The following is a 17,473-nucleotide window of genomic DNA, read 5'->3' as shown; positions in this document are numbered from 1 at the left end:
TTACTGGGCAGGCTTGGCAGTTGCGCGCTCTTTGGCGATCAACTGGTCGGCGACCTGCAATGTGGCTTCCGGGCCACCGGAGGTGCCGAGGTCAAAGCGGTATTTGCCGTTGACGATCATGGTCGGTACGCCAGTGACTTCGTACTTCTTGGCCAGCTCTTTGTACTGGACCATTTTGCCCTTGACGGCGAAAGAGTTGAACGTGCTGAGGAACTGGTCCTTGTCGATACCCTGAGTGGCAAGGAACTCGGCCATGTCTTCAGGCTTGGTCAAAGGCTTGCGCTCTTTCTGGATGGCCTCGAAGACAGCGGCATGAACCTTGTGCTCGACGCCCATGGTATCCAGGGTGATGAACAGTTGGCCATGAGCGTCCCACGGGCCGCCGAAAAGGGCGGGGATACGCACGAAATTGACGTCAGCCGGGAGTTTTTCGACCCATGGATTGATGGTCGGCTCGAAGGCGTAGCAGTGTGGGCAGCCATACCAGAACAGTTCAACGACTTCGATCTTGCCTGGCTGGGCGACCTGCACCGGGCTGCTCAGCTCGATGTACTGTTTGCCTGCCTCGATCGGCTGGGCAGCCTGGGCGGTCATACCAAATACGCTGGCGGCAACCAGAGCGGCGCTGAGAATCAGGTTACGCATGCTTTACTCCTGAGCTGGATAAGGATCGCTTGCGGCGACGGCTTTTCGACCGGCCGGCAGGGGGCGAGTTCGGTAGTGTAACGCTGGCGATCAGAAAAAAGGGTAGCGCAGACCAGGCTTTTTTGGCGTCGCGCCGGGCATCCATGCATAGATCAGTGCAGCCCCTGAATGTACTGTGCCAGCGCTTCTATGTCCTTGCTGCTCAATTTGCCGGCAATTGTGCGCATTACCTGTGTATCGCCGTCGTTGACGCGCTGGCCTTCGCGAAAGGCGGTCAATTGTTTCGTGATGTAATCGGCGTGCTGCCCCCCCAGGCGCGGAAAGCCGGCCGGCACATTGCCGCTGCCGTCGGGTGCGTGGCAGCCGGTGCAGGCCGGCAGACCTGTTTCAAGGTCACCACCGCGAAACAGCGCTTGGCCACGGGCGACCAGCGCAGGATCGGCGGCGCCGGTACTGGCGGTCTGGCTGGCGTACCAGGCGGCGATGTCGGCCAGGTCCTGATCGCTCAATGGATCGAGCTGGCCGGTCATTTCCGGCACCACGCGCTTGCCGGCCTTGATGTCATGCAGTTGCTTGAGCAGATAGCGCTCGCCCTGGCCTGCCAGTTTGGGGAAATTCGCCAATGGACTATTACCGTCCGGGCCATGGCAGGCACTGCAGACCAGCACTTTGTTTTTTCCTGCAGCGGCGTCCGCGCCTGCGGCGTGTGCCGGGGCATAGACAATCAGGGTCAGCAGCAGACTCAAAAGCTGTGTGTTCATCAGGTCACTCCAATCGGCCATGAGCAACGTTTGAATGCCTGCTGAAACAGCCCTTGAGCGGCTCACTCAGCAAAAACCTTTCAGGTTGAAAGCGGACTGCGTTCTAATGCGCATCGGATTTCATGAAAAACCTGTACCAGCGTTGTCTTGTGCAGGTCCTTTTACCGCTTTGAATCGACATCGCTTGCCGCATCCCTTGCAGCAGGGCCATTACCGGAAATCACATGCAGCTCAAGAACCCCATCCTCGGCCTCTGCCAGCAAGCCAAGTTCATGCTCAGCGCCGCCAAGGTCGACCAGTGCCCCGATGATGCGGGCTTCGAAGTGGCTTTCGCCGGCCGCTCCAACGCCGGCAAGTCCAGCGCACTGAACACCCTGACCCACGCCAGCCTGGCACGCACCTCGAAAACTCCGGGGCGTACCCAGTTGCTGAACTTCTTCCGCCTGGACGACGAGCGGCGCCTGGTCGACTTGCCCGGATACGGCTACGCCAAGGTGCCGATCCCGCTCAAGCAACACTGGCAGCGCCACCTTGAGGCGTATCTGGGCAGCCGCGAAAGCCTCAAAGGCGTGATTCTGTTGATGGATGTCCGTCACCCGATGACCGACTTCGACAACATGATGCTCGACTGGTCGGTGGCCAGTGGCATGCCGATGCACATCCTGCTGACCAAATCCGACAAGCTGACCCACGGCGCGGCGAAAAACACCCTGCTCAAGGTTCAGGCCCAGATCCGCAAGGGCTGGGGCGACACCGTGACAATCCAGCTGTTCTCGGCGCCAAAACGCGCAGGCCTGGAAGAAGCCTACACCAGGCTGGCCGGCTGGATGGAACTGCCGGACAAGGTGCAGGTTGTGCCGGGCGAGTAAATCGAAACGTAGCGAGCGAAGGTCAGGCAAGGCGAAAAGCGGCGAAAAAGCGGAGTTTACGGGTTGTAAATGAGCATTTTGAGCCGATTTTCAACGCAGCATGACCGAGCGCAGTAGTTTCGCAGGCAAAAAAAACCCCGGACTTCGTATGGGGAGGGGGAAGTTCGGGGTTCAAGGTCCAGACCCTCAGGGAGGGGTCCGGATATCTGCCAACACTTAACACAACATAGGAGCATGAAAGGCCTTGCGAGCCATTCGTGAACTCTGACCGGGGCCTTCGCCGTTAAGTTCCTGACATGAACAAATGTTCATGTCGGACCGCAAAGGCCATGGCGCGCTATCAATGCGCCTCGTCCCAGTTATCGCCCACGCCCACATCCACCACCAGCGGGACATCCAGCTGCGCAGCACCGCTCATGTGCGGGCGGATTTCTTCGCTGATGCGTTCGACCAGGTCTTCGCGCACTTCCAGTACCAGTTCGTCGTGAACCTGCAGGATGACGCGGGCGTCCAGGCCTGACTCGTTGAGCCAGTTGTTCACCGCCACCATGGCTTTCTTGATGATGTCGGCCGCTGTGCCTTGCATCGGCGCGTTGATCGCCGTGCGTTCGGCGCCGGCGCGCATCTGCGGCTTGTTGGAGTTGATGTCCGGCAGGTACAGGCGACGGCCGAACAGGGTTTCGACATAGCCTTTTTCGGCGGCCTGTTCGCGGGTGCGTTCCATGTACTCGCGCACACCGGGGTAACGGGCAAAATAGCGGTCGATGTAGGCCTTGGCCTGCTTGCCGTCGACGCCGATCTGCCGCGCCAGGCCTTGCGCGCCCATGCCGTAGATCAGGCCGAAGTTGATCGCCTTGGCGCTGCGCCGTTGATCGCTACTCACCTGGTCCAGCTCGACGCCGAATACCTCGGCAGCCGTGGCCCGGTGCACGTCCAGGCCGTTCTGGAAGGCGTGCAGCAGGCCTTCGTCCTTGGCCAGGTGGGCCATGATGCGCAGTTCGATCTGCGAATAGTCGGCAGCCAGCAGTTTGTAGCCAGGGGACGCCACAAACGCCTGGCGAATCCGCCGGCCTTCGGGGGTGCGCACCGGAATGTTCTGCAGGTTCGGCTCGCTGGACGAGAAACGTCCGGTGGCCGCACCGGCCTGGTTGTACGAGGTGTGCACGCGCCCGGTGCGCGGGTTGATCTGCCCCGGCAAGGTGTCGGTGTAGGTACTTTTCAGCTTGCTGATCGAGCGGTATTGCAGCAGCAGCGTGGGCAGCTCATGACCTTGTTCGGCCAGCTTGGTCAGCACGTCTTCGGCGGTCGACGGCTTGCCGGTCGGCGTCTTGCCGAGTACCGGCAGCTCCAGTTTCTCGTAGAGAATCCTGCCCAGCTGGGTCGGCGAACCGAGGTTGAACTCTTCACCGGCCAGCTCGAACGCCTGACGTTCCAGCTCGACCATCTTGTTGCCCAGCTCGACGCTCTGCACGCCCAGCAGGTTGGCATCGACCCGCGCGCCCTGACGCTCGATCTGCGCCAGCACCGGCACCAGCGGCATTTCGATCTCGCTCAACACCTTGATCAGCGCCTGATCGGGGCCTGCTTCTGCCTTGAGCTTTTCGCTCAGCGTCTGGTGCAAACGCAGGGTGATGTCGGCGTCTTCGGCAGCATAGGGACCTGCCTGCTCCAGCGCGATCTGGTCGAAGGTCAGCTGTTTTTTGCCCTTGCCGGCAATCTCGGTAAAGCTGATGGTCTTCTGGCCCAGGTACTTGAGCGCCAGGCTGTCCATGTCATGGGCGGTGGCCACCGAGTTGAGCACATAAGACTCAAGCATGGTGTCGAACGCCACGCCGCGCACGGTGATGCCGTTGGCGTGGTCACCGCCAATGGCGCAGTTGGCGAGGATATTGATGTCGTACTTGGCGTTCTGGCCGACCTTGGCCTTGTTTTCATCCTCGAGCAATGGCTTGAGGGCCAGCAGCACGGTGTCGCGGTCCAGCTGGTCAGGCACGCCCATGTACGAGTGGGTCAGCGGGATATAGGCCGCTTCTCCTGGCTTGACCGCGAACGACAGGCCGACCAGTTGCGCTTTTTGTGCGTCAAGACCGGTGGTTTCGGTGTCGAAGGCGATCAGTTCGGCTTTGTTCAGCTTGACCAGCCAGGCATCGAAGCGCGCCTGATCGAGAATGGTTTCGTAGCCGGTGTGGTCGCTGGGCGCGACTTCTACCTGGACGATTTCCTGGCCGGAACGCTTTGCATCGCGCTCGACGTCGCTGATCCAGCTCTTGAACTCCAGCTCGGTGTACAGCTCGATGAGTTTTTCGCGATCCGGCTCGCCGATCACCAGTTCATCGAGGGTCACGTCCAGCGGCACATCGCACTTGATGGTCGCCAGCTCATACGACAAGAACGCCATGTCGCGGTGCTCGGCCAGTTTGGCGCCCAGGGTCTTGGCGCCACGAATCGGCAGGGCCGCCACGGCGTCGAGGTCGGCGTACAGCTCGGCCAGCCCGCCGCCGATGCCGACCAGCAGGCCGGTGGCGGTCTTCTCGCCCACGCCCGGTACGCCGGGAATGTTGTCGACCTTGTCGCCCATCAGCGCGAGGAAATCGATGATGTGTTCGGGACCGACACCGAATTTCTCTTTCACGCCAGCCACATCCAGCACGCTACCGGTCATGGTATTGACCAGCGTAATGTGGCCGTCGACCAGTTGCGCCATGTCCTTGTCGCCGGTCGAGATGATCACCGGGCGCTGCGCCGCCGCGCTGCTGCGCGCCAGGGTGCCGATCACGTCATCGGCCTCGACGCCCTCGACGCATAACAACGGGTAGCTCAAGGCCTTTACGCAGGCATGCAGCAAATCGACCTGCACGCGCAGGTCATCGGGCATGCTCGGCCGGTTGGCCTTGTAGTCGGCAAACAGATCGTCGCGAAATGTCCCGCCCTTGGCATCGAACACCACCGCGAACGGGCTGCCCGGGTACTGCTTGCGCAGGCTCTTGAGCATGTTCAACACACCCTTGACCGCGCCGGTGGGCAGGCCTTTGGAGGTGGTCAGCGGCGGCAGGGCGTGAAAGGCGCGGTACAGGTAAGAAGAACCGTCCACCAGGACGAGGGGTGCTTGGCTCATGAGCAGAATCAACCTTTTCGGCGGGGTCGGCGCTAGAATGCGTGGACCGTAGACAACAAAAGGACAAGGTTATCATGCGCACGATAAATCGCTTGTTAGTGACCTGCGTGCTGTTGACCGGGCCATTGATGGCCGTAGCGGCTGAGGATTCACCGTCGGCGGACCCGGAGGTCACGATCCGCACCGATGGCGACAAGACCATTCAGGAGTATCGCCAGAATGGCTTTTTGTATGCCGTGAAGATCACGCCCAAGCACGGCAAGCCGTATTTTCTGGTTCGCGCCGATGGTACGAGCCCCAATTTCATTCGTTCGGACCAACCGGACATGCTGATCCCGCAGTGGGAAATATTCAGCTGGTAACCCTTACATCCATCATTTGAGCTGGCTGATATGTCTGTCTTTACCCCCCTGACCCGGCCCGAGCTGGAAACCTTTCTTTCGGCTTACGGGCTGGGTCGCTTGCTCGACTTTCAGGGCATCGCCGCCGGCAGTGAAAACACCAATTACTTCATCAGCCTGGAGCAGGGCGAGTTCGTCCTGACCCTGGTCGAGCGCGGCCCGGTGCAAGAGATGCCATTCTTCATCGAACTGCTCGATGTGCTGCACGACGCCGACCTGCCGGTGCCTTACGCCTTGCGCACCACCGAAGGCGAGGCGCTGCGTGAGCTCAAAGGCAAACCTGCGCTGCTGCAACCGCGCTTGCCGGGCAAGCACATCAAGCAGCCCAACACCCAGCACTGCATCGCCATCGGGCAATTGCAGGCCGGGCTGCACCTGGCGACCCGCGAACACGTGCTGGAGCGCAAGACCGACCGTGGCCTGGACTGGATGCTCAGCGAGGGGCGCAATTTTCTTTCGCACCTGAGCGAGGCTCAGGCGGACTTGCTGGACAAGACCCTGCAAGAAATCGAACAGCACTTCGCAGCGATCATGGCCCTGCCGCGCGCCAACCTGCATGCCGACCTGTTCCGCGACAACGCGCTGTTCGAAGGCACGCACCTGACCGGGTTGATCGACTTCTACAACGCCTGCTCGGGGCCAATGCTCTATGACCTGGCGATTGCCCTGAACGACTGGTGCTCGCACGACGACGGCCAGCTCGACCCGGTACGCGCCAAGGCATTTCTCGGTGCCTATGCGGCACGCCGCCCGTTCACTGCCGCCGAGGCGCAGCTGTGGCCGGTGATGCTGCGCATTGCCTGCGTGCGTTTCTGGCTGTCACGCCTGATCGCCGCCGAGACCTTTGCCGGGCAAGACGTGCTGATCCACGACCCGGCCGAGTTCGAACAACGCCTGCAACAGCGCCAGGACGTGAACCTGCCGCTGCCGTTTGCGTTGTAAGAGCCGCGCACAACCCCGTGGACCGACCGGGCGGCGAACCGTAGGACCGACTTTAGTCGGGAAGCAGGCGACATAGATTACAGTGCGTCCTTCGCTGCTAAAGCAGCTCCTACGAGAATCAAGTTGCTGCGGCTACAGGCTTTCCAGGCATCCGGCCAGGTCGTTGCCGATTTTTTCCAGCAACTGCTCGTAGCCATTGGCCGTCGCCTCGGTGAAGCCGCCCAGCGCATCCAGCTCGGCCAGCTTCACCGGCAGGCCGGCGGTCAGAGTGTCGGCCAGTTTCGGGCGCAGTGGCGGTTCGCTGAATACACAGGTCTTTCCCGATTCTTTCAACCGGTCACGCATCGCCGCCACATGTTTGGCGCCGGGCTGTACTTCGCTGGCCACGCTGAACACGCCGGTGTGCTTGAGGCCGTAGGCCTGTTCGAAGTAGTCGTAGGCTTCATGAAACACGAACCACGGCTTGTCGCCCACGCCGCTGACCCGCGCCTTGATGCGGGCATCCAGTGCATCGAGGCGCTGGTCGAAGGCTTTGACATTGCTGGCATAACGCGCGGCATTGGCAGGGTCGGCGGCGCTCAGGTCGCTGGCCATCTTCGCCGCGATCACCCGCGCGTTGACGGTCGACAGCCACAGGTGCGAATCCAGGCTGCCGGGGCGGTGATCGTGGTCATGCTCTTCGTAGCCCGGATCGTCGTGGCCATGCTCGTCATGGTCATGGTCATGATCGTCATGCGAGGTCTGATCCGCCGCAAAATGCCTGAGCTTCATGCCCGGCAGATCCTGCACGGCCACGGTGGGCAGGCTGCGATTGCCCAGCACGCGAGGCAGAAAACCTTCCATGTCCGGGCCGATCCAGTACAACAGATCGACATCGCCCACCCGCCGTACGTCGGATGGACGCAGGGCGTAGTGGTGCGGCGAGGCACCGGGCGGCAACAGCACATCGGGGCTGCCGACACCGTCCTGAACCGCCGCTGCAATCAACTGCAACGGCTTGATACTGGTCAGGACCTTGACGTCGGCCTGGGCGGTGGCGGCGGCCGACAAGCCGGCCGCCAGTACTAAAAGCGTAAAAAGTCGGCGCACGAGGAACACTCATATCAGGCAGGAACGGGTAACATAATAACGTCTCCAGCCAATATCGTCGCCGCCCATGCCTATTACTCCCCTGGCCAGTCGCCCTCACGATCACTCCCATTGCGTGCACAGCGCCCTCAGCGAGGCCGACACGCTGTGTGCCGGCAAAGGCCTGCGCCTGACCGCCCTGCGTCGCCGGGTGCTGGAGCTGGTCTGGCAAAGCCACAAGCCGTTGGGCGCCTATGACATTCTTGGCGTACTCAGCGAAGAAGACGGCCGCCGCGCTGCGCCGCCAACCGTCTACCGCGCCCTGGATTTTCTGCTTGAGCATGGTCTGGTGCACCGCATCGCCTCGCTCAACGCCTTCACCGGTTGCAACCACCCGGCCCACGCCCACCAGGGTCAGTTCCTGATCTGCCGCGAATGCCATGCCGCCATCGAGCTGCAACACCCGGCCATCAGTGACGCCGTGGTCAACGCTGCGACCGAAGTCGGTTTTGCGGTCGAGGGCCAGACCATCGAGATCGTCGGCGTGTGCGCCGGTTGCAAGGCGGCCTGATGAGCAACCCCCTGATCCGCCTGGAACAGGTGGCGGTTACCCTGTCCGGGCAAAGCGTGCTGGACAACATTGCGCTGAGCGTCAGCCCCGGCGAGATCGTCACCCTGATCGGCCCCAACGGCGCCGGCAAGACCACCCTGGTGCGCGCCGTGCTCGGTTTGCTGACGCCCACCTCCGGCAGCGTCTGGCGCAAGCCGAAACTGCGCGTGGGCTACATGCCGCAAAAGCTGCATGTCGACCAGACCCTGCCGCTGTCGGTGCTGCGCTTCTTGCGCCTGGTGCCGGGCGTGGACCGCGCCAAGGCCATGGCCGCGCTGGAAGAGGTCGGTGCCGGCAAGGTCATCGACAGCCCGTTGCAGGGTATTTCCGGTGGCGAGATGCAGCGCGTGCTGCTCGCCCGTGCGCTGCTGCGCGAGCCCGAGCTGCTGGTGCTCGACGAGCCGGTACAAGGCGTCGATGTCGCCGGCCAGGCCGAGCTGTACAGCCTGATCACCCGCCTGCGCGACCGCCACGGTTGCGGTGTATTGATGGTCTCGCATGACCTGCACCTGGTGATGAGCACCACCGACCAGGTGGTCTGCCTGAACCGTCATGTGTGCTGCTCCGGCCACCCGGAACAGGTCAGTCACGACCCGGCCTTCGTCGAGCTGTTCGGCCAGAACGCGCCGAGTCTTGCGATCTATCACCACCATCACGACCACGCCCATGACCTGCATGGTGAAGTGGTCAACGAAACCGATACGCCCCCAGGCGCCCAGGAAGCCCCGCGCTTCAAACCCCACGTTCCCCACGTTCACGGAGACGGCTGCAAGCATGGCTGATTTTCTTCTTTACGCCTTGCTCGCCGGCATCGCTCTGGCCCTGGTCGCAGGCCCTTTGGGTTCTTTCGTGGTCTGGCGGCGCATGGCTTATTTCGGCGACACCTTGTCGCACGCCGCTTTACTCGGCGTGGCGCTGGGCTTTTTGCTCGACATCAGCCCGACCCTGGCGGTGACCGTCGGCTGCCTGCTGCTGGCGATCTTGCTGGTGACCCTGCAACAGCGCCAGCCGCTGGCCAGCGATACCCTGCTGGGCATCCTGGCGCCCAGCACCCTGTCGCTGGGCCTGGTGGTGCTGAGCTTCATGCACGAGGTGCGCATCGACCTGATGGCCTATCTGTTCGGCGACCTGCTGGCGATCAGCCCGACCGATCTTGCCTGGATTCTGGGCGGCAGTGCGCTGGTGCTGGTGCTGATCGTGGCGCTGTGGCGGCCGCTGCTGGCGGTGACCGTGCACGAAGAACTGGCGCGGGTCGAAGGCTTGCCGGTGATGACCCTGCGCATGACCATGATGCTGCTGATCGCGGTAGTCATCGCGGTGGCGATGAAGATCGTCGGCGTGCTGCTGATCACCTCGCTGCTGATCATTCCGGCGGCAGCGGCGCAACGGCATGCCCGCTCGCCGGAACAAATGGCACTGGGCGCCAGTGTGCTGGGCGTGGTGGCGGTGTGCGGCGGGCTGGCGCTATCATGGCTGAAGGACACTCCGGCGGGACCGTCGATTGTGGTGTGCGCAGCGACGCTGTTCTTGCTCAGTTTTGTCCTCCCCCGGCGGGCGGTGTAGACTTGCTCGTTTTTTGCGCAACTTAGAGAATGCAGGAATGAAGCTGCCCATCTCCCGTTATCTGCTGCCAGTCGCCTTGTCCCTGCTGTTGGGTGCTTGCCAAAGCACGCCGCCGGCAGACGTTGCCGCGCCCGAGCAGGCGCCGCAGCTGGACGGGTTCGCGCAACTGGAGCAGAGCATTGCCGGCAACGAACTGGCGACCGCCGAAGACCAGTTGGCCGCGTTGCAAGCCGCTACGCCGGACGATCCGCGCCTTGAGCAGTCGCAACGGCAACTGGCCGAGGCGTATTTGAGCCGCAGCCAGATCGGTTTGCAGAAAGGTGATGTGAATGCCGCGACCACCGCGCTAAGCCGCGCCCGTGCCTTGATGCCCAAGGCGCCAGCGCTGACCAGCGGTGTCAACGGTGCGATTGCCCAGGCGCGCAAAGCCGAGCTGGAGCAGGCTGAAGCCGAGCTGCGTGCCGCTGAAGCACGGCGCATTGCCAGGCTGGTCAACCCGGATGTGCCGAGCACGATCATTGAGCTGAACACCGGCGATATCGCACAAATGCGCAGACAACTGGACGCGATTGCCAGCGATATCGTCAATTTCAACTGCGATGTGCTGATCGAAGTGCCGCGCACGGCAGATTATCCATGGCTGGCCAATCTGCTGGGTAAACGGGTCAACAGGATCAACCCGAATTTCGAGCTGGACCTGCGCCGGCAGATTGACCGCCATCAACCGGCGCAGATCGTGCTTACCCCCGCGAAATCCTGACTTACGCAGGCACCGCCTTGGCTTTCGGCTCACGCGCCCAGACACGGTGCTGGCCGATGGCATCGAGGAACGCCTGGGTCGAGGCGTCATCGGACACCACCAGCAAGCCGGCGTCCTTGTCCAGGCGCAGCAGTTTCAGCAACTCTTCGGCTTCACCGGCGACGGCAATGGCCTTGAGGTGCTTATAGGCCTCAAGCAGGTAATGCAGGGCCACGCCATCGCCGCTCAATGCCTTCACCGACTCCGCGCCACCCGGCACGAATACCGCATCGAACGCCACCGACGGCAAGCCTTCGGCTGATGCATCGACCGGCAAGGTTTTACCGTCAGCCGTGGTCACCGGTGCCGACGTCGGGCCAAGCACCTTGGCCTGCGCGCCCTTGGCCGCCAGCGCCGCCTTGATGGCGTCTACGGCCTTGCCGTCGACACCGTTGGCCACCAATACCGCGACCTTGCGCGAAACGATATCGCCCGGCAGCAGGTTGGCCTGGCTCAGGGCAGGCGACTCCTTGAGGCTGGTTTTAACCGGCTTCACCGTGCCGGCTTTCGGCGCTGGCAGGCCCAGGTTGGCGGCCACGCGCGCCGCAAGGGTCAGGTCGATATTGGCCAGAATCTCGTTCACCTGACGTGCACGAATGTGCTCGCGCTCGACCTTGCCCAGCTCGAAGCTGTAGGCCGCGATGATGTGCTCTTTCTCGTGCTCGCTCATGCTGTTGAAGAACAGCGTGGCCTGGGAGAAGTGATCACCGAACGACTCGCTGCGCTCACGCACCTTGTGCGCCTCGATGCGTTCCTGATAGCTCTCGAAGCCGCCATCCTGCGGGCCTGCCGGGGTTTCTTTCGGCCAGCCGCCATCGATGGAATTCGGCTCGTAAGACGCACGTCCCTTGTGAATGGTGCTGCGGTGCTGCGCATCACGCTGGTTGTTGTGGTTCGGCGATACCGGGCGATTGATCGGAATCTCGTGAAAGTTCGGACCTCCCAGGCGGCTGATCTGCGTGTCGGTGTACGAAAACAGCCGGCCTTGCAGCAGCGGGTCGTTGGAGAAGTCGATGCCCGGCACGATGTGGCCCGGGCAGAACGCGACCTGCTCGGTTTCGGCAAAGTAGTTGTCCGGGTTGCGATCCAGCACCATTTTGCCCAGCGGCGTCACCGGCACCAGCTCTTCAGGGATGATCTTGGTCGGGTCGAGCAGGTCGAAGTCGAATTTGTGTTCGTCTTCCTCGGCGACGATTTGCACACCCAGTTCCCATTCCGGATAGTCGCCGGTTTCAATCGACTCCCACAGGTCGCGGCGGTGGTAATCGGTGTCCTTGCCCGCCAGCTTTTGCGCTTCGTCCCAGACCAGCGAACACACGCCGAATTTGGGCCTCCAGTGGAATTTGACGAAACTGGCCTTGCCCTCGGTGTTGATCAGGCGAAAGGTGTGTACGCCAAAGCCTTCCATGCTGCGCAGGTTTTTCGGGATCGCCCGGTCGGACATGGTCCACAGCACCATGTGCGCCGACTCCGGCACCAGCGACACGAAGTCCCAGAAGGTGTCGTGGGCCGAGCCGCCGGTCGGGATCTCGTTATGCGGCTCAGGCTTGACCGCATGCACGAAGTCCGGAAACTTGATCGCATCCTGAATGAAGAATACTGGCATGTTGTTGCCCACCAGGTCGAAGTTGCCTTCGTCGGTGTAGAACTTCACTGCAAAACCGCGCACATCGCGCACGGTATCGCCCGAGCCGCGCGGGCCTTGTACGGTAGAGAAACGCACGAACACCGGGGTCTTTTTGCCTGGATCACGCAGGAAGCCGGCCTTGCTCAGTGCGCTGTGGTTTTCATAGGTCTGAAAGTAGCCGTGCGCGCCGGTGCCGCGAGCATGGACGATGCGCTCCGGAATACGCTCATGGTCAAAATGCGTGATTTTCTCGCGCATGATGAAGTCTTCCAGCAGCGACGGCCCACGGCTGCCGGCCTTGAGGGTGTTCTGGTTGTCGGCAATCTTCACACCCTGGTTGGTGCGCAGCGCCTGGCCGGTGGCATCGGAGCGTACGACGTCCAGGCTGTCGAGTTTGGCGTTGGTATTGCCCCGGTCGAGGGTGTCGGTGCCGGCCAGTTCGCTGGCCGACGCCTGGGTGACCGGGGTTTCGGTTTTCTTGCCCATCAGATGCAACTCCTCAAAGTGGCAGGCCCGTCATATAGCGAACCTGTTGACTGTGAATCACGGTGTTCAAGGAGTGACCGGGGCAAGCGGATGCCGTTCAGTGAATTTGAAATCGGGTATTCCCACCGGTCGCGTTATAGCCATTGAGCAGCTTTTGCTCGAAATAAATGCTAAGACGAGCGGCACGGAAAGGCTAAAATGCGCGCCCGGCTTATCCAGCCGGCATGTACTGGCGAGCTATCGCTCGCTCCACGCGCTCCCACAAGGTTCGCCCTAAAAGGTTTGGTTAGTGATCGAGTTTCTTGACGTCCAGAAAACCTATCGGGTCGCCGGTAAGGACATCCCGGCCCTTCATCCCACCCGCCTGCGTATCGAGGCCGGACAGGTCTATGGCCTGATCGGTCATTCCGGTGCCGGTAAAAGCACACTGCTGCGCCTGATCAACCGCCTGGAAAACCCCACCGGCGGACGCATCATCGTCGACGGCGAAGACGTCACGGCACTGGACGCCAACGGCCTGCGGCGCTTTCGCCAACAGGTCGGGATGATCTTCCAGCACTTCAACCTGCTGTCGTCCAAAACCGTGGCCGACAATGTCGCCATGCCGCTGACCCTGGCCGGCGACCTGCCGCGCGAGCAGATCGACCGCCGCGTCGCCGAGTTGCTTGAGCGGGTCGGCCTGAGCGACCACGCGAAAAAGTACCCGGCGCAATTGTCCGGCGGCCAGAAGCAGCGCGTCGGCATCGCCCGCGCCCTGGCCACCCGGCCAAAGATTCTGCTGTGCGACGAAGCCACCAGCGCGCTGGACCCGCAAACCACCGCCCAGGTGCTGCAACTGCTGGCCGAGATCAATCGCGAACTGAAACTGACCATCGTGTTGATCACCCATGAAATGGACGTGATCCGCCGGGTTTGCGATCAGGTCGCCGTGATGGACGCCGGCGTCATCGTCGAGCAGGGCAAGGTGGCCGATGTGTTCCTGCACCCGCAGCACCCGACCACCAAGCGTTTCGTCCAGGAAGACGAACAGCTCGACGAAAACGACCAGCGCGAAGACTTCGCCCATGTGCAGGGCCGCATCGTGCGCCTGACCTTCCAGGGCGAGGCCACCTATGCGCCGTTGCTGGGCACCGTCGCCCGCGAAACCGGCGTCGACTACAGCATCCTGGCCGGGCGTATCGACCGCATCAAGGATGTACCTTACGGCCAGTTGACCCTGGCCATTACCGGTGGCGACACAGACGCCGCCTTCGCACGCTTCAGCGCCGCTGATGTCCATATGGAGGTCCTGCGCTGATGGACGCTTTCGTGAATCTGTTTTCCAACGTCGACTGGTATGAAATCTGGCTCGCCACCGGCGACACCCTGATCATGCTCGGTGTGTCGCTGGGCTTTACCGTGCTGCTGGGCCTGCCGCTGGGCGTGCTGATGTTCCTCACCTCGCCGCGCCAGTTGCTGGAAAACAAGGCGCTGTACAACACGGTCGGGCTGATCGTGAACATGCTGCGGGCGCTGCCGTTCATCATCCTGCTGATCGTGATGATGCCGCTGACGCAAATCATCACCGGCACCTCGCTGGGCATTCTCGGTACCTTGCCGCCGCTGATCGCCGGCGCCACGCCGTTCTTCGCCCGCCTTGTAGAAACCGCATTGCGTGAAGTCGACAAGGGCATCATCGAGGCAACCCAGGCCATGGGCGCCACCACCTCGCAGATCGTCGTCAAGGCACTGCTGCCCGAAGCGCGGCCCGGCATTCTGGCGGCCATCACCGTCACCGCCATTGCGCTGGTGTCGTTCACCGCCATGGCCGGTGCCGTGGGTGCCGGCGGGCTGGGCGATCTGGCGATTCGCTACGGTTACCAGCGCTTCCAGAACGATGTCATGTTCGTCACGGTCGTATTGCTGCTGGTGCTGGTGCAGATCCTGCAAACCGTCGGCGACCGGCTGGTGGCGTACTTTTCACACCGTTAATTGCATTCCATTGAGCAGTAGCCCGCCGGATGCGGGCCTTTAAGGAGCTGTTGCATGAAAAAGCTAGTCGCTGTATTGGCTGCGTTTACCGCGCTGTCCGCCCAAGCCAACGAAACCCTGAGTGTCGCCGCCAGCGCCGTGCCGCACGCCGAAATCCTGGAGTTCGTCAAACCGACTCTGGCCAAGCAAGGCGTGGACCTGAAGATCAAGGTCTTCACCGACTACGTGCAGCCTAACGTGCAAGTGGCCGAGAAACGCCTGGACGCCAACTTCTTCCAGCATCAGCCGTACCTGGATGAGTTCAACAAGGGCAAGGGCACCAACCTGGTGACCGTGGCCAAGGTGCACGTTGAACCGTTCGGTGCCTACTCCGAGAAATTCAAGAAGCTCGAAGACCTGCCAAACGGCGCCACCGTGGCCCTGCCCAACGACGCCACCAACGAAGGCCGCGCCTTCCTGCTGCTGGCCAAGGCCGGCCTGATCACCCTGAAGGACCCGACCAGCATCCTGGCCACCCCGAAGGACGTCGCCAGCAACCCTAAAGACCTGAAATTCCGCGAACTGGAAGCCGCCACCCTGCCGCGCGTGCTGACCCAGGTCGACCTGGCGCTGATCAACACCAACTACGCGCTGGGCGCCAAACTGGACCCGACCAAGGACGCACTGGCCATCGAAGGCGCTGAATCGCCGTACGCCAACATCCTGGTAGCCCGCCCGGACAACAAGGACTCGGACGCGATCAAGAAACTGGTCGGCGCGCTGAACAGCCCTGAAGTCAAAGCATTCATCACCGAGAAATACAAAGGCGCCGTGGTTCCGGCGTTCTGATTGCCGAACACAAATCCCGTAGGAGCGAGCTTGCTCGCGATTGAGTGCGAAGCACTCACAAAAAGTTGCGAACCGCTGAAAATCTACGGCGGCTAACGCAGCTGATCGGCCCAGACCAAGGTCGCTCCTACAGGTGGTGTCGGACGATAAATTGTTTACAGTTTCAACAACCCCGGCAACCGCTCGCTGAGCTTCTTGACGTTCAGCGGCGCGCGCACAAAGCCGTGCTGTTTGCCGTCCGGCCCCAGCAGCGCCAGGTTGCCGCTGTGGTCCACGGTGTAGCCCGGTTTGCGGGTGTCGGCGGGGATGAACGGGATGCTCAGCGCATTGGAGAGCGTCTTCAGTTCATTCACCGGCGCGGTCAGGCCGATGAAGTCCTTGTCGAAATACTCCAGGTATTTTTTCAACTGCTCGGGTGTGTCGCGGTCGGGGTCGACGCTGACCAGCACCACGCGCAGCCGGCCGGCGAGGTCCTTGGGCAGCTCGCCCTTGATCTGGCGTAACTGCGCCAGCGTCGCGGGGCAGATGTCCGGGCAATAGGTATAGCCCAGAAACACCAGCGTCCATTTGTCCTTGAGCTGATCGACCGACACCGGCTCGCCGTTCTGGTCGGTCATTTTCAGGTCTGGCACGGTGCGGCTTTGCGGCAACAGGATGATGCCGGCATCGACCAATGCCGCCTGATCGGCGCCGCCCCGGCCGGACAGCACGCGCTGTACGGTAAGGCCAAGGATCACGGCCACGATGGCCACAAGAATGAAGACGGTTTTCTGGGTTCGGGTCATCGTCGAAGGTCCATACGGTGAAGGGCAAGCCTAACAGCTAGCGCCACAAACGGTCATGCACCAGCGTCAGGCTCAGCAGCAGCAATGCCCCGCCTGCGCTGTGCGCCAGGGCCAGCCACGCCGGTACCTGCGTCAGCACATTGGCCATGCCCAGCCCCACTTGCAGCAACAAGGCGGTGCCCGTCAGTACGGCCAGCGCGCCCAGGCCTGCGCGTCTCAATTGCCAACTCAGTGCCAGCACCACACTGCCGACCAACAGGGCGCCCAACCGATGGGCCAGGTGAATCGCGGTGCGTGCCTCGCTGTCGTGCAGGCCGCCCTGATAATTGGGGCCAATCGACGGACTCAGGTCAAAGCCGCTGGCAAAGTCGGTCGCCGGCCACCACTGGCCCTGACAGGTCGGCACATCCGGACAGGCCATGGCGGCGTAATGCGCGCTGACCCAACCGCCGAGCGCGATCTGCCCGACCACCACGATTAGCGCCAGCGTAGCCAGGCCGCGCAATCGGCCTGTCGAATGGATGGCGGGCGGTGACGCATTACTCAACCGTAAAGTCAGCAACAACAACAGACTGAGCGTCGCCAGCCCGCCCAGCAAATGCACGGTAACCACGGGCGGCCAAAGCCGGAGGGTGACGGTCCACATGCCGAACAGCGCTTGAGCGATCACCAGTGCCACCAGCAGCAACGGCAATGTCAGTGCTTGCCCGGCGCGCCAGGCCTGCAACGCCAGCCCACCGATGCTCAGGCCCAGCAGGGCAGCACCATAGCGATGGATCATCTCGTTCCAGCCCTTGCCGGCGTGCAACGGCGCCTGTGGAAATTGCACTGCGGCCAAGGCCTCTTGCGCCGCTCCCGACGGCACCGTGAGCAAGCCATAGCAACCCGGCCAGTCCGGGCAACCGAGCCCGGCATGGGTCAGCCGGGTCCAGGCGCCGAGCAGCACCACCAGCAGGGACAAGACAGTAGCGAACCGGGCCAGGCGATAGCCACTGCGGGGCAT

Annotated in this window: 16 protein-coding genes and 1 pseudogene; 10 read left to right on the top strand and 7 right to left on the bottom strand. The window is 62.3% G+C overall.

The genetic code is table 11. The features are described 5' to 3' along the window. Both ACYP2A_RS15045 and ACYP2A_RS15040 read right to left on the bottom strand, forming a co-directional pair. Complete coding sequence (locus ACYP2A_RS15045; protein ID WP_459746098.1) at positions 1–645, bottom strand: thiol:disulfide interchange protein DsbA/DsbL; 645 nt, start codon at positions 643–645, stop codon at positions 1–3. Positions 646–797: 152 nt separating this feature from the next. Next, the gene (locus tag ACYP2A_RS15040; RefSeq protein ID WP_459746096.1) at positions 798–1,406 is read right to left on the bottom strand and encodes a c-type cytochrome; all 609 of its coding nucleotides are present in this window, start codon (positions 1,404–1,406) and stop codon (positions 798–800) included. A 224-nt stretch (positions 1,407–1,630) separates the two neighbouring features. Between ACYP2A_RS15040 and yihA the strand changes: the two genes are divergently transcribed. Then, positions 1,631–2,275: a ribosome biogenesis GTP-binding protein YihA/YsxC gene (yihA, locus tag ACYP2A_RS15035; RefSeq protein WP_459746093.1), complete on the top strand. Its 645-nt coding sequence runs from the start codon at positions 1,631–1,633 to the stop codon at positions 2,273–2,275. 340 nt (positions 2,276–2,615) lie between these two features. On the opposite strand, the gene polA is transcribed toward yihA, so the two are convergent. Beyond that, positions 2,616–5,390, bottom strand: coding sequence for a DNA polymerase I (gene polA / locus ACYP2A_RS15030; protein WP_459746091.1), 2,775 nt, complete (start codon positions 5,388–5,390; stop codon positions 2,616–2,618). 74 nt (positions 5,391–5,464) lie between these two features. Here polA and ACYP2A_RS15025 point away from each other — a divergent pair, with 74 nt between their 5' ends. Both ACYP2A_RS15025 and ACYP2A_RS15020 read left to right on the top strand, forming a co-directional pair. Beyond that, on the top strand, positions 5,465–5,752 hold the full coding sequence (locus ACYP2A_RS15025; protein WP_459746088.1) for a DUF2782 domain-containing protein: 288 nt from the start codon (positions 5,465–5,467) through the stop codon (positions 5,750–5,752). A gap of 30 nt (positions 5,753–5,782) precedes the next feature. After that, the gene (locus ACYP2A_RS15020; RefSeq protein WP_459746087.1) at positions 5,783–6,733 is read left to right on the top strand and encodes a homoserine kinase; all 951 of its coding nucleotides are present in this window, start codon (positions 5,783–5,785) and stop codon (positions 6,731–6,733) included. Between the two features lie 132 nt (positions 6,734–6,865). Here the strand turns inward: ACYP2A_RS15020 and znuA are convergent, their stop codons facing one another. Next, positions 6,866–7,822: a zinc ABC transporter substrate-binding protein ZnuA gene (znuA, locus tag ACYP2A_RS15015; RefSeq protein WP_459746084.1), complete on the bottom strand. Its 957-nt coding sequence runs from the start codon at positions 7,820–7,822 to the stop codon at positions 6,866–6,868. Between the two features lie 67 nt (positions 7,823–7,889). On the opposite strand from znuA, the gene ACYP2A_RS15010 reads away from it, so the two are divergent. From ACYP2A_RS15010 to ACYP2A_RS14995, 4 genes are read left to right on the top strand one after another with little or no spacing between them, the layout of a single operon-like run. After that, complete coding sequence (locus ACYP2A_RS15010) at positions 7,890–8,372, top strand: Fur family transcriptional regulator (protein ID WP_459746082.1); 483 nt, start codon at positions 7,890–7,892, stop codon at positions 8,370–8,372. After that, a complete protein-coding gene (gene znuC / locus ACYP2A_RS15005; RefSeq protein WP_459746080.1) occupies positions 8,372–9,193 on the top strand; it encodes a zinc ABC transporter ATP-binding protein ZnuC in 822 nt (273 codons plus the stop codon). Before ACYP2A_RS15010 ends, znuC begins: the two co-directional genes overlap by 1 nt. Beyond that, positions 9,186–9,974: a zinc ABC transporter permease subunit ZnuB gene (gene znuB / locus ACYP2A_RS15000; protein WP_459746079.1), complete on the top strand. Its 789-nt coding sequence runs from the start codon at positions 9,186–9,188 to the stop codon at positions 9,972–9,974. The genes znuC and znuB overlap by 8 nt, the downstream gene beginning before the upstream one ends. A gap of 37 nt (positions 9,975–10,011) precedes the next feature. Further along, entirely contained in the window at positions 10,012–10,734 is a 723-nt protein-coding gene (locus tag ACYP2A_RS14995) for a PA5502 family lipoprotein (protein WP_459746076.1), read from the top strand. A gap of 1 nt (position 10,735) precedes the next feature. On the opposite strand, the gene katE is transcribed toward ACYP2A_RS14995, so the two are convergent. Further along, positions 10,736–12,886: a catalase HPII gene (katE, locus tag ACYP2A_RS14990; protein ID WP_459746074.1), complete on the bottom strand. Its 2,151-nt coding sequence runs from the start codon at positions 12,884–12,886 to the stop codon at positions 10,736–10,738. Between the two features lie 289 nt (positions 12,887–13,175). On the opposite strand from katE, the gene ACYP2A_RS14985 reads away from it, so the two are divergent. Genes ACYP2A_RS14985 through ACYP2A_RS14975 form a run of 3 tightly spaced genes read left to right on the top strand, consistent with a single transcriptional unit; the run spans position 13,176 to position 15,685 of the window. Then, positions 13,176–14,183 (top strand): methionine ABC transporter ATP-binding protein, encoded by a 1,008-nt coding sequence (locus tag ACYP2A_RS14985; RefSeq protein ID WP_459746071.1) that lies wholly within the window; start codon positions 13,176–13,178, stop codon positions 14,181–14,183. Continuing rightward, the gene (locus ACYP2A_RS14980) at positions 14,183–14,857 is read left to right on the top strand and encodes a methionine ABC transporter permease (RefSeq protein WP_459746070.1); all 675 of its coding nucleotides are present in this window, start codon (positions 14,183–14,185) and stop codon (positions 14,855–14,857) included. The genes ACYP2A_RS14985 and ACYP2A_RS14980 overlap by 1 nt, the downstream gene beginning before the upstream one ends. 54 nt (positions 14,858–14,911) lie before the next feature. Continuing rightward, positions 14,912–15,685: a MetQ/NlpA family ABC transporter substrate-binding protein gene (locus ACYP2A_RS14975; RefSeq protein WP_459746068.1), complete on the top strand. Its 774-nt coding sequence runs from the start codon at positions 14,912–14,914 to the stop codon at positions 15,683–15,685. A 155-nt stretch (positions 15,686–15,840) separates the two neighbouring features. Here the strand turns inward: ACYP2A_RS14975 and ACYP2A_RS14970 are convergent, their stop codons facing one another. Continuing rightward, positions 15,841–16,470: an SCO family protein gene (locus ACYP2A_RS14970; RefSeq protein ID WP_459746067.1), complete on the bottom strand. Its 630-nt coding sequence runs from the start codon at positions 16,468–16,470 to the stop codon at positions 15,841–15,843. Between the two features lie 46 nt (positions 16,471–16,516). Further along, a pseudogene (locus tag ACYP2A_RS14965) lies at positions 16,517–17,473 on the bottom strand (COX15/CtaA family protein); the annotation flags it as partial.

The organism is Pseudomonas sp. 3A(2025) (genome assembly GCF_054589175.1).
Note: the sequence above shows the minus strand (reverse complement) of the source record. Positions and strands in the feature narration are given on the sequence as shown.